This window comes from Haemophilus influenzae, assembly GCF_003494325.1.
GTDB lineage: Bacteria > Pseudomonadota > Gammaproteobacteria > Enterobacterales > Pasteurellaceae > Haemophilus > Haemophilus influenzae_I.
In genome coordinates this window covers 237,061-252,243 of sequence record NZ_QQIK01000002.1, presented here as the reverse complement: position 1 = coordinate 252,243, position 15,183 = coordinate 237,061, and the positions used below count along the sequence as shown (strand labels likewise).

Below are 15,183 nucleotides of genomic sequence, written 5' to 3'. Positions count from 1 at the left end.
TTCCTTTTTTATTTTACTCGCATTTCATATTTACAAAGAATAATACTCTAATTCTACTGAAGTTAATGTGGATAATAAGGTTTCAGCCATTGTTTTATGGCTCAATTTTAATGCTTTTTCAGCCATCACAATTCGCTCAATATCACTCAATTTTTTATCATTTAAATACGCAAAATTAAGTGCGGTTTGCAACGCTGGCAAACTCGGATTAAATGCGGCGTTTTCTGCATAACGTCCTGTCACCACATCACCATTTTTAAATAAAATCGTAATGCCGTGCGGACTATTTGAATAAGGACAATGAGATTGATTTGCCGCTAAAATAGCTTGATTAACCAAATCATCTTGATGATCAGCAACTAAATCATGATTTTCTTCCGCCAAAAGATGCACTGCAATATCGAGATCTTTTGGCCCAAAAGCATCCGGTAAATAAGAATGTAATGGATTATTTTGGCTATGCGGCAAATGAATTGAAATTTTTTCAGCACCGTGCAATTCATTCATAAATTGACGACAATGTCCGCACGGCGTGTAATTGACCACCATATCTGAAATACGGCGTTCATTACGCAACCAAGCGTGAGAAATTGCACTTTGTTCCGCGTGAATCGTTTGCTGAATGGCTGAATTAGCAAATTCTTGATTCGCGCCGAAATAAAAATCCCCTTGTTCGCCAATAGCAATTGCCCCCACATTAAAATGAGAAATAGCAGTATGACTATAACTTGCAGCAAGTGGCAACAAGTGCATAGCCAATTTTAGTGGGGTAAGTTCAAAATTATGACAAAGCTGCTGCACTTGGGAATAATTTAAAAAACCAGCCCAATTTTGTGAACGAAGTTCATTCACAATAGCTTGATTAAGTGCATCATCTTGTGGCAAGGTGCGCTTAATAAGTTCTTGCATAACATATCCTTAGAAAAAATATTAAAAATTATAACTGTACTTATTAAATCAAAATTTATTGTTAGCTGCGATAGTTTGATTAAATATTCATTAAAATTGTGATCTTGATCACTTATTTGATAGCTTCTATTTATTACAATTTCTTAACAAATAAGACTAAGGCTATCAATTATATTGAATAGAACAATTTCACTTCAAATTATAGAAAGGTATAATACCCATATCAAAGGGAGGGCATTAGCTCAATTATTCAACTAGAAAAAGGAAATTATTATGTCAAAAACATCAATCGGACTAGATAAAGTTCAATCAGCAGAATTAGCCGATAAACTTAACGAATTACTTGCAACCTACCAAGTTTTCTATACTAATGTGCGGGGCTACCACTGGAACATTAAAGGCGTAAACTTCTTTGCATTACACGCAAAATTTGAAGAAATTTATACTAATTTAGTTGCTAGAGTAGATGAGGTGGCTGAACGTATTTTAACTTTAGGTTACACACCAAATAATGCTTACAGCCAATACTTAAAAATATCTCGAATTAAAGAAGATATTGCAGTAAGTGAGGCACAAGAATGTTTATCAGGCACATTACAAGGTCTAAAAACATTACTAGATCAACAACGTGAAATTCTTGCTTTTGCAAATAACGCTAATGATGAAGGTACTGCATCACAAATGAGTGACTATATTAAAGAACAAGAAAAATTAGTATGGATGTTCCAAGCAGCGTGCCAAACTTGCCATAATTAATGAATAAATTTCAACGCTAACGAAAACTAACCTGCAATTAATCTAACTCAATAAAGTTAGATTAATTTAATTTGTCTAAGATTAAATTTGATCCAGCAAATTACCTCAAAAGTAAGAGTTTCCTATTTAGAATAAGAATGTCAAATTCAGTCTGAATAAAGGAAACTCTTATACCTATTATTCACAGTGATCTCTTTAAACTAATTTAGTTAATTTAGCCACTAAATTTAACGTTTTTTAAATCAGTAAATAAATCTATAGAAATAAATATTGTAGAGCGTTAAAAATTTTGATTATTAACTATTTTTTTAGTTGATAAAATATATTCTTGAGAATTTAGAGTTAAATTAATAGGATAAAAAATAATTTAAAATGAAGAAATATTAAATTTGTTAGCTATTTTATTATTTCTTGTCCAATTAGATAAAAAAAGCCCCTAAATAATTAGGGGCATTAAAAAGGAATTTATGAATAAAATCTCTAAAGTTTAGCTTCATCAAAGGAATCTCGATAAAACGCCACCATTATATTGAGTAATCTAAAGAATAGCAAGAAAAATCTTTACATTTCTTTACAAATCTTTACATTTCAGCATTTCGATAATTACTTGGACAGTATTTTCCATGCCTTGTAAAGAAACCAACTCGTGTTTACTATGGAAATTATAGCCGCCAGTAAAAATATTTGGGCATGCTAAACCTTTAGAGGCTAAAAATGCCCCATCTGTACCGCCTCGAATCGGCTTATGATTTGGTTTAATTCCCACCGCTTTCATTGCGCGATCAGCAAGTTCAATTGATTGAGGAACGTTTTTTACCACATCATACATATTTTGGTAGCTATCTTGAATTTCTAACTCTATAGGCTTTTTCAAACCTTTTTTAGCATTAAATTTTTCCACCTGATTTTTAATAAAAGCTTTTCTTTGTGCGAAATTCTGTTCGTCAAAATCACGAATCAAATAGGTAAGCTCTACTTGCTCAATATCGCCAGAAAAATCTTCTAAATGATAAAAGCCCGCTTTCCCATCGGTTTTTTCTGGTACTTCATCAACAGGAAAAACTTGCTGAAATTCACAAGCTAAAGTCAGCGCATTCAGCATTTTTCCTTTTGCATAACCTGTGTGAATATTTCGCCCGAAAAACCGCACTTTTGCCGTTGCAGCATTAAAGTTTTCGTATTCTAATTCCCCTACTTCTCCCCCATCAATGGTATATGCCCAATCACAGGAAAACTTTTCCATTGGGAAATAATGGATTCCCAAACCAATTTCTTCATCAGGCGTAAAAGCAACACGAATATTGCAATGGGGAATATTCTCTTTTTGAAGAATGGAAAGTGCGGTCATAATTTCTGCAATTCCCGCTTTATTGTCAGCCCCAAGCAAAGTGGTTCCATCAGTAACAATAAGCGTTTGTCCGACTAATTTTTGCATAAAAGAATAATAAACAGGGCTAATAAATTCCTCGCCAATACCTAATGCAATATCTCCGCCACGATATTCTTCTATCACTTCTGGGCGTACATTTTTACCACTACATTGTGGAGACGTATCAAGATGCGCAACTAAACCAATGGTTTTCGTTAAGTTAGGATCATTAGCGGGTAAAAATGCTGTTACCACTGCATATTTACTTACTTCAACATTCTCCAAACCAAGTTGGATTAATTCTTTTTGCAACTGCATGGCTAACTTCATTTGCCCGACTGAGCTGGGGGAATGCTTCGCATGAGGTTTTGATTGGGTGTGAAAAGACACATAATGTAAAAATCGTTCTAAAAGTTCTGTTTTATCTATTTGAGAAATCATATTCTCGCTCCTTTTAAAAATCTCTTTTTTAGTTTAACGAGAAAAATAGAAAACATCTTGATATATAACAATATTTATAAAATTAACGAAGTAAAATTCATCGAAAGTGCGGTTAAATTTCTCGTTATTTTTATGAACGGCAGTTTTTTTACTTTCTAAGGTATTAAGTCCTTTTCATTATTAATAATTCACTATATCATAGGCGTCTATTTTTATATGTCGCCCCTGCAGTCTTGCAGGTTTTATTTCTACTCAGTACCAAATCATTGGTGAAATTAGGGAGAAAACCAAAGCTAGTGGAAAATCAGCTTCAAAACAAGCCTATTATTGAGCTTCGTTCAATCAAAAAATCCTATGGTTCTAACACCATTATTAACAATTTCAATCTTACAATTAATAACGGTGAGTTTGTCACTATTCTTGGCCCCTCAGGCTGTGGTAAAACCACAGTTTTACGCTTACTTGCTGGCTTAGAAGAATTGGATTCAGGTAGCATTATTTTAGATGGTGAAGATATCACCAATGTGCCAGCAGAAAAACGTCATATTAATACGGTATTCCAAAGCTATGCGCTATTTCCACATATGACAATTTTTGAGAACGTGGCTTTCGGTTTGCGTATGCAAAAAGTACCAAACGAGGAAATTAAACCGCGTGTTTTAGAAGCCTTGCGTATGGTACAACTAGAAGAGATGGCTGATCGTAAGCCAACTCAACTTTCTGGCGGACAACAACAACGTATTGCCATCGCTCGTGCCGTAGTAAATAAACCAAAAGTGTTGTTACTTGATGAGTCTTTATCTGCATTGGATTACAAATTGCGTAAACAAATGCAACAAGAACTCAAAATGTTACAACGTCAGCTTGGCATTACCTTTATTTTCGTCACCCACGATCAAGAAGAAGCGATTACAATGTCTGATCGTATTGTATTATTGCGTAAAGGTAAAATCGCACAGGATGGTTCTCCACGTGAAATCTATGAAGATCCAGCTAACTTATTCGTTGCTCGTTTCATTGGCGAAATTAACGTATTTGAAGCTACTGTGATTGAACGAAAATCAGAACAAGTTGTACTGGCAAATGTTGAAGGTCGTATTTGTGATATTTATACGGATATGCCTGTGGAAAAAGATCAAAAACTTCAAGTACTCCTTCGCCCTGAAGATATTGTGATTGAAGAATTAGATGAAAATGAACATTCTAAAGCAATTATCGGTCATATTATTGACCGCACTTATAAAGGAATGACATTAGAATCAACGGTAGAGTTTGATCATAACGGAATGCGTGTCCTTGTAAGTGAATTCTTTAATGAAGATGATCCACATATGGATCATAGCATAGGACAACGCGTAGGTATCACATGGCACGAAGGCTGGGAGGTTGTACTCAACGATGAAGATAATCAATAATAAATTCCAGAAAATTACTGTTGCGATTATCTTCAGTTGGCTAATCTTCTTTGTGCTGATTCCAAACTTATTGGTACTTGCCGTAAGTTTTCTGACTCGAGATGGTAGCAACTTTTATGCATTCCCAATTACTATTGAAAACTATACAAACTTGTTTAATCCGCTTTATGCACAAGTTGTGTGGAATTCATTGTCTATGTCGGGCATCGCCACCATTATTTGCTTACTAATAGGTTATCCATTTGCTTTTATGATGAGTAAAATTCATCCTAAATATCGACCGCTCTTATTGTTCCTTGTGGTTTTACCATTTTGGACAAACTCGTTAATTCGTATTTATGGAATGAAGGTATTTCTTGGCGTGAAAGGCATACTTAACACGATGTTAATTGATATGGGAATTTTGAGTGCGCCAATTCGTATTTTGAATACCGAAATTGCGGTAATCATTGGCTTAGTTTATTTACTATTGCCATTTATGATTTTACCACTCTACTCTGCCATTGAAAAACTAGATAATCGTTTATTAGAAGCAGCACGAGATTTAGGCGCAAATACATTCCAACGTTTCTTCCGAGTGATTTTACCATTAACTATGCCAGGCATTATCGCGGGTTGTTTATTGGTATTATTGCCAGCAATGGGAATGTTTTATGTAGCAGACCTACTCGGTGGAGCAAAAGTCTTGCTTGTTGGTAACGTAATTAAGAGCGAATTCTTAATTTCTCGTAACTGGCCATTTGGTTCTGCAGTCAGTATTGGTTTAACTGTTCTAATGGCATTGTTGATTTTCGTGTACTACCGAGCGAATAAACTATTGAATAAGAAAGTGGAGTTAGAATAATGAGTCGTTTACTACGTAATGCATTTATGTTTGTGGTATACGCTTATTTGTATATCCCAATTATTATTTTAGTCACTAATTCCTTTAACAAAGATCGTTATGGTTTGAGTTGGAAAGGTTTTAGCTGGAACTGGTACGAGCGTTTATTTAATAACGACACCTTAATACAAGCTGCGATTCATTCGGTAACTATTGCATTTTTTGCGGCTACCCTAGCTACTATTGTAGGTGGATTAACTGCAATCGCACTTTATCGCTATCGATTCCGCGGTAAACAAGCAGTAAGCGGTATGCTATTTATCGTTATGATGTCTCCAGATATTGTAATGGCAGTATCTTTACTTGCATTATTTATGGTTGTGGGTATTTCATTGGGCTTCTGGTCTTTACTACTTGCCCACGTAACTTTCTGTTTACCGTATGTGACCGTAACTATCTTCTCTCGCTTAAATGGCTTTGATTCCAGAATGTTAGAAGCGGCGAAAGACTTAGGTGCAAGCGAAGTGACTATTTTACGTAAAATTATCCTTCCTTTAGCATTACCTGCAGTTGTATCTGGTTGGTTATTAAGTTTCACTATTTCATTAGATGATGTTGTGGTTTCATCATTTGTCAGTGGTGTAAGTTATGAAATCTTACCATTGAGAATATTCTCTCTAGTGAAAACCGGTGTAACACCTGAAGTTAATGCTTTAGCAACGATTATGATCGTGCTTTCATTAGCTCTTGTCGTTTTAAGCCAGCTAATTACACGAAAAAATAACCATTAATTAACAAAAGGTTTCACAAACCTTTGAATTTAAAATAGAATACGCCTTGACGCACAATCAAGGCGTTTTTTTATGCCTGTCATTCGGCAGGTGGTTTTTTACGACTCTTTAACAGGAGAACAAACAAAAATGAAAAAATTTGCAGGTTTAATTACTGCCAGCTTCGTAGCTGCAACTTTAACCGCTTGCAACGATAAAGATGCTAAGCAAGAAACTGCAAAAGCTACGGCTGCTGCTAATGACACTGTGTATCTCTACACTTGGACTGAATATGTACCAGATGGTCTTTTAGATGAGTTTACTAAAGAAACTGGCATCAAAGTTATCGTTTCAAGCCTAGAATCAAACGAAACAATGTACGCTAAACTCAAAACTCAAGGCGAGTCTGGTGGCTATGATGTTATCGCACCTTCTAACTACTTCGTTTCTAAAATGGCACGCGAAGGAATGTTAAAAGAACTTGATCACAGCAAATTACCTGTTCTTAAAGAATTAGATCCTGATTGGCTCAATAAACCTTATGATAAAGGTAACAAATACTCTCTTCCGCAACTTTTAGGTGCGCCGGGTATCGCATTCAATACCAACACTTACAAAGGCGAACAATTCACTTCTTGGGCAGACTTATGGAAACCTGAATTTGCAAACAAAGTTCAATTATTAGACGATGCGCGTGAAGTATTCAACATCGCTTTATTGAAAATTGGTCAAGATCCAAATACTCAAGATCCAGCCATTATCAAACAAGCCTATGAAGAATTATTGAAATTACGTCCAAATGTACTTTCTTTCAATTCCGATAACCCAGCTAACTCGTTCATTTCAGGCGAAGTGGAAGTGGGTCAATTATGGAATGGTTCGGTACGTATTGCTAAAAAAGAAAAAGCACCTTTAAATATGGTATTCCCAAAAGAGGGGCCTGTACTTTGGGTTGATACTCTTGCAATTCCTGTAACAGCTAAAAATCCTGAAGGCGCACACAAGCTGATTAACTACATGTTAGGGAAAAAAACAGCTGAAAAATTAACCTTAGCTATCGGTTACCCAACCTCAAATATTGAAGCGAAAAAAGCATTACCAAAAGAAATCACTGAAGATCCAGCGATTTATCCGTCAGCTGATATATTAAAAAATAGTCACTGGCAAGATGACGTTGGCGATGCAATTCAATTCTATGAACAATATTATCAAGAATTAAAAGCAGCAAAATAATTGGTCAATTAGCAAAGAATTAAAATCTGATTCTGTGCAATATTTCCTCTAAATAAAAACGCCCTTTAGGGCGTTATTTTTTAAGATTTACCGTCAGCCAAATTTTTCTTTTCTTCTAATTCTTCCCAGCGTAAAAATGCTGTTTCTAATTCGGCTTCAGTATCCGCCAATGCTTTTAATTTAGCGTCGGTAATATCGTGAGCTTGTTGGAAAAATGCTGGATCGGCTATTTCAGCTTGAAGTACGGTGATTTTAGTTTCCAACTCTTCCAATAGTTGTGGAAGTTGTTCTAGCTCTCGTTGTTCTTTATAAGAAAGTTTCACGGATTTCGGCTTAGAAGTGCGGTCATTTTTCACCGCACTTTCTTCTTTTAGTGGTTCAGATTTCTTCGCCTTAGCCTGTTCTTCCACCGCTTTGCTTGCCCAAAAATTGGCTTGTTGCTGTTTCGCATCAAAGAATCCTCCCACATACTTATTCAAATGCCCTTCACCTTCGAATAAATAACATTCTGTCGCAGTATTATCGATAAATTGACGGTCATGGCTCACAATTAACAATGTGCCTTGATAATCAGTCAAAATTTCTTCTAAAAGCTCCAATGTTTCTACATCAAGGTCATTGGTTGGTTCGTCAAGAATCAATAAATTATTTGGTTGGAGCAACAATTTTGCGAGTAATAAACGATTTCGTTCTCCCCCCGATAAGGCTTTAACTGGGGTCATTGCACGTTTTGGCGGGAACAAGAAATCTTGCAAATACCCTAGCACATGACGTTTTACACCATTGATTTCAATATCTTGTTTACCATCTGCCACATTATCCATTACGGTTTTTTCGGGATCTAAATCAGCACGGTATTGGTCAAAATAAGCAATGTCTAATTTAGTACCACAACGGATTTTGCCTGATGTTGGCTGAATTTCACCCAGCAATAATTTAATGAACGTGGTTTTCCCACAGCCATTTGGCCCAACAAGGGCAATTTTGTCTCCACGTAAAATCGTTGTTGAAAAATCTTTTAACAAGGTTTTTCCTGCGATTTCATAGCTCACATCTTCCATTTCAAAGACAATTTTGCCTGAACGGCTTGAGGTATCTAATTGTAATTTGGCTGTTCCCATTACCTCACGGCGTTGTCGGCGTTCCTCACGCATCGCTTTTAATGCTCGCACTCGCCCTTCATTTCTTGTGCGGCGAGCCTTGATACCTTGGCGAATCCACACTTCTTCCTGTGCAAGACGTTTATCAAATAATTCATTCTGCAAGGCTTCAACGCGTAGATTTTCTTCTTTCGTGGTTAAATATAAATCGTAATTGCCAAGATAAGACTGCAATTGACCGCGATCTAAATCCACAATGCGTGTTGCCATTTTGCGAATAAAAGAACGGTCATGGGAAATAAATACAATGCTACCTTGGAAATCCAGTAAGAAATTTTCCAGCCATTCAATAGCTTCCACATCCAAGTGGTTAGTTGGTTCATCAAGTTGCTAATTTTGTCACTTGGCATGAAACGGCGAAAAAGTGCGGTGCAAAAATTCGAGTTTTACCGATTTTAGATAATTGGCTAATTGATGAAAATGCGCTGATTTCAGCCCTTTCTGAAAAAACAAAACTCGTTGCGCTGAATTTTGTTTCAAATGTCACGGGCACAGAACAGCCGATTAAACGCCTGATTCAACTGGTTAGAAAACATAGTCATGCGTTGGTTTTAGTGGATGCAGCACAAGCGATTAGTCATATTAAAATTGATTTACAAGACTTAGATGCAGACTTTCTCGCATTTTCTGCCCATAAAATTTATGGCCCAAATGGGCTTGGTGTTTTAACAGGAAAATTGACCGCACTTTCTCAACTTCAACCGCTCTTTTTTGGTGGGAAAATGGTTGAGCGTGTGTCAAATGATCGTATTACTTTTGCCGAATTGCCTTATCGTTTAGAAGCAGGCACACCCAATATTGCTGGGGTTATTGGCTTTAATGCGGTGCTGGATTGGCTACAAAAATGGGATTTTACCGCAGCAGAACAGCACGCTATATCCTTGGCTGAATCCGTCAAAGTGCGGTTAAAATCTTACGAGAATTGCCGATTATTCAATTCTCCTCAAGCAAGCACCGTTGTTTGCTTTGTATTTGATGGCATTGACTGTTCTGATCTTTCTACACTTTTGAGCGAACAAAATATTGCGCTTCGTGTGGGCGAACATTGTGCCCAGCCTTATTTAGCACGCTTAGGCGAACGCACCACATTACGCCTGTCTTTTGCCCCTTATAATACACAAGAAGATGTAGAGGCATTCTTCACCGCCTTAGATAAAGCACTGGATTTATTACAATGATAGAACAATTAAAACAAGCTAAAAATTGGGAAGATCGCTATCGCCTGATTATTCAAGCAGGCAAAAATTTACCTCGCCCAAGCGATAATGAACTCGCTCAAATGCAACCTATTACTGGCTGCGAAGCACAAATGTGGTTTCAAATTATGCCTAAAAATGACCGCACTTTTCAATTCAGCGGATTTAGCGAAGCCAGAATTATGAATGGCTTACTTTGGATTTTATTCAATCAAATCAATGGCAAAACAACGGATGAATTGAATACATTTGATATTACTGTATTTTTTAGCGAACTCGGCATTTCACAACGTTTAAGTGAAATGCGTTTAAACGGCTTAAACCAAATCGGACAGCAATTAAAAAATTTATGTATTTAATCGAAACCTATTTTCGCCTGACTGCGCTCGAAAATAATATTGAATCACAAAGTCGTTTACTCAATGCAGTGATCGATCAATGGCGGTATAACGGGCAAATTATCGGACGTGAAATTCCTTTATATTTAGCGGAAGAAGATGGCGCACAAGGTTTTGCTATGCGTGTCATTTGCCCTGAGCAAGATAGTCTTTTCCCACAAAATAATAACGCAGAAGTGAATCGGGCATTACAAGAAGCCGAAAAGTGCGGTGTAATTTTTGATGGTTTTCAACTTGTGGGCGATGATTTCAATTCAGATCAAACGGCAGAAAATGCGTCGCCAGCTTGGCAAGTGCTTTACACAACTCATTTACAAAGCTGCTCACCGATTCATAGTGGAGAAAATTTCGCACCAATTCCGTTGTATAAACAGTTGAAAAATCAACCGCACTTAAGCCAAGATCTGATTAAATGGCAAGAAAATTGGCAAGCCTTATCGCTATTAGCCATTACTTCCGCTTCGCCGTGACGCATAATAAAAATGTTCATTTTGCTTTCCTAAAAACTTTATAAAAATAAACCGCACTTTACTAAGTGCGGTCAAAAATTAATTAATTTTTTTCACGGCTTCTGCAATTTCTTCTGCACATTGTTGTGCAAGTTCAGCATCTTGGCATTCCACCATAACGCGAATAAGTGGTTCCGTACCCGATTTACGCAATAAAATACGACCTTTACCTTCTAAGCGTTTTTCAACCTCTGCGGCAACAGATTTTACAGCATCATTTTCAAGTGGATTTTCCCCACCTGCAAAACGTACATTGATTAACACTTGAGGGAATAATTTAACCGCACTTGCTAATTCATTTAATGATAATTTATGCTGTGCCATCGCCGCCAATACAGCTAATGACGCAACAATGCCATCTCCCGTTGTATTCTTATCCGCAATGATAATATGTCCTGAATTCTCCCCCCCAAGCGTCCAATCATTTTCAACCATTTTTTCCAATACATAACGGTCTCCCACGTTTGCACGTAAGAAAGGAACGCCAAGCATTTTTAAGGCTATCTCTAGGCTCATATTACTCATTAAGGTGCCAACGACACCGCCTTTTAATTGACCTGAGCGCAATGCTTAAATCAAGACATTTATTATTTGCGTAAAGTTTCATAAAGTGCGGTTAATTTTTAGAGTGATTTTGGTGGGCGATTATAGCGAAATACATCCAAGAAAAAAATCATTAGGAAAAAATAAAGCCTTTCCGAAGAAAGGCTTTGATGAGTTAAACATTAAAATCATCGGTATTTTCTACCGCACTTTCGGGCTTTGTATCATTCGTTGTTGAATTTGCATAAGCAGCCTGCTGAGTTTTCGGCTCTCCCCAACCTGATGGCGGTGTGATAGGTTCGCGATTCATCAATTGTTTAATTTGCTCTTCTTCAATGGTTTCATATTTGACTAACGCATCTTTCATCGCATGAAGAATATCCATATTGTCGATCAAAATCTCTCTTGCTCTCGCATAGTTACGATTTACAATTGCACGCACTTCTTCATCAATCGAATGCGCAGTTTCATCTGACATATGTTTCGCTTTCGCCATTGAACGACCTAAGAAAACCTCGCCCTCATCTTCCGTATAAAGAATCGGACCTAACTTTTCAGAGAATCCCCATTGCGTTACCATATTACGCGCGATATTAGTTGCGACTTTAATATCATTTGATGCACCTGTTGAGATATTTTCTTCGCCGTAAATCAAATCTTCCGCTAAACGCCCTGCATACAAGGTAGAAAGCTTACTTTCTAATTGTTTTTGGCTAATACTAATTTGATCACCTTCAGGTAAGAAGAATGTCACACCCAAGGCACGTCCTCGAGGAATAATCGTCACTTTGTGAACAGGATCGTGTTCAGGCACTAAATACCCCACAATCGCATGACCAGCTTCATGATAAGCAGTGGATTCTTTTTGCTTATCCGTCATAATCATAGTGCGACGCTCTGGCCCCATATTGATTTTATCTTTCGCTTTTTCAAACTCAAGCATGGTTACCGTACGTTTATTCACTCGAGCAGCAAACAAAGCCGCCTCATTGACTAAATTTGCTAAATCTGCACCAGAATAGCCCGGCGTACCACGCGCTAACGTCATTGCATCAACATCTTGCGCAACAGACACTTTACGCATATGCACTTTTAAGATTTGCTCACGACCTTTCACATCAGGTAAGCCAACAACTACTTGCCGGTCAAAACGGCCTGGACGAGTTAAAGCTGGATCAAGTACATCTGGACGGTTAGTTGCTGCAATAACAATTACGCCGTCATTACCGCTAAAGCCATCCATTTCAACTAGCATTTGGTTTAAGGTTTGTTCACGCTCATCGTGTCCGCCGCCTAAGCCCGCACCACGTTGGCGACCCACTGCATCGATTTCATCATAATACCATTGATTAATGTAATAGACATTAAATGATAATGATTTTCATTGCTTAATTTGTTATATTTTTTTATACTTGTAACCTTTTTTTAACCTAGATTTAACTTTTGGGAAGCAATTTATGAATTTTAAATTAAGCTTAGTTTACACCGCACTTTTTGCTGGGATTTCTGTTTCTGCGTTAGCAGAAACGCAACATAAAGCTAATACTGAAACGATTGAACAAATTAATGTTCAAGATACAGGTATTAAACAAAATGGTTATCAAACAACAGGGACATCTGTCGTATCAAAAGCTGAAGTGCCAGTATTCGACACGCCAAACACAGTAAATATTCTTTCAACTAAACTACTAGAAGATCGCAAACCTGAATCACTCATTGATGCGCTTTATAACGTCAGTGGTGTGAGCCAAGCGAATACGTTAGGTGGTATGTTTGATGCTATCCAAAAACGTGGTTTTGGTAGAAACCGTGACAACTCAATTATGCGTAACGGTTTACAAGCTGGCCCAGCTAAAAACTTTAGCGCGACAACTGAAACCGTTGAAGTTTTAAAAGGACCTGCATCTGTACTTTATGGTATTCAAGATCCAGGTGGTGTAGTTAATATCATTACTAAAAAACCACAACAAACGCCACGTTATGTCGTTGGTGGAACCTTAGGTAATCATAGCCTGTGGGGAACGCAATTAGATTTTACTGGTGGTTTAGGAAATGGTTTTGCTTACCGCTTTATCTATGACAAACAAGAAAAAGACTACTGGCGTAATTTTGGCAAAGTGAAAAATACGACTTACGCCCCCTCTCTTTCTTGGGAAAATGATAAAACTAAAGTGCTTCTTTCTTATGAACACAAAGATATTCTTGAGCCATTTGATCGTGGTACAAATCTTTTAACGGCAACTAATGCATTACCAGATATTCCTGTATCGCGTCGTTTAGATGAGCCAAATAATGAAACCACGGTAAAAACAGATAATATTGATTTTAAAGTTGAGCACAAATTAAGTGACTGTTGGAAATTAAATTTTGGCTATAGCTACGCACGTTATAAATATTTCTATAATCAAGCCCGAATTAAAGATATTAATGTATCAAACATTAATCAACCAAAAAAAACCAATAAAACACTTGGATTAACTGCTCGTAGCGCAACTCGAGATATTGAGCAACAAACTGGAGAGCAACGTATCCATAGTATTTCTTTAAACACAGTCGGGGAATTTGCTATTGGAGATATTGCGAATCGCTTTGTTGTGGGCACAGATCTTATGAGAAATAAAATGGATTTAGGACCAATTTATAATACTAGAGACATAAATGATGGTAAGGTTATTAATATTGACAACCCAAATTATACCAATCCAGTGGCAATAAAGAAAAATGAAAATAACAATGCCTACCAATTTAATCACTTAAAAACTTTAGGTCTTTATATTCAAAATACCACTTATTTTACAGATAACTTTATTATAACGGGAGGACTTCGTTATGAATATTTTGATCAAGTTGTTGGTCGATCAACATTAAAGAATATTAGAAGTGGATATCTGGCTCAAAAAGACGGGAAACTTCTCTATCAGTTAGGTAGTGTTTATAAATTTACTCCAAATATTGCAACATTTTTTAACCATGCAGAATCATTCCGTCCACAAAATAATAGAACGCTTATTATTAATGGCGAACTTCCTGCTGAACAGGGCAAATCTTTTGAAACAGGTCTAAAATATGAGAATGCATATTTAAATGCAACTGTAGCTTTATTTAATATAAACAAACGTAATGTTGCAGAAACAGTTAATGTTAATGGCACAAATGAACTACAAATTGTTGGAAAACAGCGTTCTCGTGGCATTGAGTTTGATCTAAATGGACAACTTACTGATAATTTAAGTATTGCAGCAAACTATACTTACACAAAAGTAAAAAACCTAGAAAATCACAACAATAAATTAGCTGTTGGTAAACAACTTTCTGGCGTACCAAAACATCAAGCATCATTATTCTTAGCCTATAATATCGGCGAATTTGATTTTGGTAATATTCGTGTCGGTGGAGGTGCGCGTTATTTAGGTTCTTGGTATGCCTATAATAATACTTATACAAAAGCGTATAAACTTCCACAGGCTATTGTTTATGATGCATTTATTGCCTATGACACAAAAATTTCAGGGAAAAAAGTATCCTTTCAGTTAAATGGTAAAAACTTATCTAATAAAGTTTACTCCCCATCAACTTCAGGGAATGCAAGCAGAACGCTTATTCCTGTTGCGTTAGGCTATGCTCGTGAAGTTATATTAAACACTAAAATTGAATTTTAATT

The 15,183-nt window shown here is 36.7% G+C and carries 9 protein-coding genes and 5 pseudogenes; 9 read left to right on the top strand and 5 right to left on the bottom strand.

Annotated features, from left to right (window positions below):
- Positions 1–30: 30 nt before the first annotated feature.
- Complete coding sequence (gene cdd, locus DV356_RS04450; RefSeq protein ID WP_065251678.1) at positions 31–909, bottom strand: cytidine deaminase; 879 nt, start codon at positions 907–909, stop codon at positions 31–33.
- Between the two features lie 273 nt (positions 910–1,182).
- Here cdd and DV356_RS04445 point away from each other — a divergent pair, with 273 nt between their 5' ends.
- Positions 1,183–1,665 carry a Dps family protein gene (locus tag DV356_RS04445; RefSeq protein WP_005650692.1) on the top strand — a complete coding sequence of 161 codons (483 nt, stop codon included), beginning with the start codon at positions 1,183–1,185 and terminating at the stop codon, positions 1,663–1,665.
- A 571-nt stretch (positions 1,666–2,236) separates the two neighbouring features.
- Here the strand turns inward: DV356_RS04445 and pepT are convergent.
- On the bottom strand, positions 2,237–3,475 hold the full coding sequence (pepT, locus tag DV356_RS04440) for a peptidase T (RefSeq protein ID WP_038439878.1): 1,239 nt from the start codon (positions 3,473–3,475) through the stop codon (positions 2,237–2,239).
- A gap of 296 nt (positions 3,476–3,771) precedes the next feature.
- Here pepT and potA point away from each other — a divergent pair, with 296 nt between their 5' ends.
- The 4 genes from potA to DV356_RS04420 all read left to right on the top strand — a co-directional run bounded on the left by potA (position 3,772) and on the right by DV356_RS04420 (position 7,716).
- Complete coding sequence (potA, locus tag DV356_RS04435) at positions 3,772–4,890, top strand: spermidine/putrescine ABC transporter ATP-binding protein PotA (RefSeq protein ID WP_048955135.1); 1,119 nt, start codon at positions 3,772–3,774, stop codon at positions 4,888–4,890.
- Positions 4,874–5,734, top strand: coding sequence for a spermidine/putrescine ABC transporter permease PotB (gene potB, locus DV356_RS04430; protein WP_005650698.1), 861 nt, complete (start codon positions 4,874–4,876; stop codon positions 5,732–5,734). Before potA ends, potB begins: the two co-directional genes overlap by 17 nt.
- A complete protein-coding gene (gene potC, locus DV356_RS04425) occupies positions 5,734–6,504 on the top strand; it encodes a spermidine/putrescine ABC transporter permease PotC (RefSeq protein ID WP_005650699.1) in 771 nt (256 codons plus the stop codon). The genes potB and potC overlap by 1 nt, the downstream gene beginning before the upstream one ends.
- Positions 6,505–6,633: 129 nt before the next feature.
- Positions 6,634–7,716 carry an extracellular solute-binding protein gene (locus tag DV356_RS04420; RefSeq protein WP_005688477.1) on the top strand — a complete coding sequence of 361 codons (1,083 nt, stop codon included), beginning with the start codon at positions 6,634–6,636 and terminating at the stop codon, positions 7,714–7,716.
- A gap of 80 nt (positions 7,717–7,796) precedes the next feature.
- On the opposite strand, the pseudogene DV356_RS04415 reads toward DV356_RS04420, so the two are convergent.
- Positions 7,797–9,203: pseudogene (locus tag DV356_RS04415) on the bottom strand (ATP-binding cassette domain-containing protein); the annotation flags it as partial.
- 2 nt (positions 9,204–9,205) lie between these two features.
- On the opposite strand from DV356_RS04415, the pseudogene DV356_RS04410 reads away from it, so the two are divergent.
- The 3 genes and pseudogenes from DV356_RS04410 to DV356_RS04400 form a co-directional block, all read left to right on the top strand.
- Positions 9,206–10,054 (top strand): annotated as a pseudogene (locus tag DV356_RS04410) (cysteine desulfurase); the annotation flags it as partial.
- Positions 10,051–10,431: a SufE family protein gene (locus tag DV356_RS04405; protein WP_118806577.1), complete on the top strand. Its 381-nt coding sequence runs from the start codon at positions 10,051–10,053 to the stop codon at positions 10,429–10,431. The pseudogene DV356_RS04410 and the gene DV356_RS04405, both read left to right, overlap by 4 nt.
- Positions 10,422–10,931 (top strand): annotated as a pseudogene (locus DV356_RS04400) (DUF2310 family Zn-ribbon-containing protein); the annotation flags it as partial. The gene DV356_RS04405 and the pseudogene DV356_RS04400, both read left to right, overlap by 10 nt.
- Positions 10,932–11,018: 87 nt before the next feature.
- On the opposite strand, the pseudogene DV356_RS04395 reads toward DV356_RS04400, so the two are convergent.
- Positions 11,019–11,549 (bottom strand): annotated as a pseudogene (locus DV356_RS04395) (phosphohexomutase domain-containing protein); the annotation flags it as partial.
- 148 nt (positions 11,550–11,697) lie between these two features.
- Positions 11,698–12,864, bottom strand: a pseudogene (locus tag DV356_RS04390) (ATP-dependent metallopeptidase FtsH/Yme1/Tma family protein); the annotation flags it as partial.
- A 115-nt stretch (positions 12,865–12,979) separates the two neighbouring features.
- Here DV356_RS04390 and DV356_RS04385 point away from each other — a divergent pair.
- Entirely contained in the window at positions 12,980–15,181 is a 2,202-nt protein-coding gene (locus DV356_RS04385; RefSeq protein ID WP_118806576.1) for a TonB-dependent siderophore receptor, read from the top strand.
- Positions 15,182–15,183: the final 2 nt, after the last annotated feature.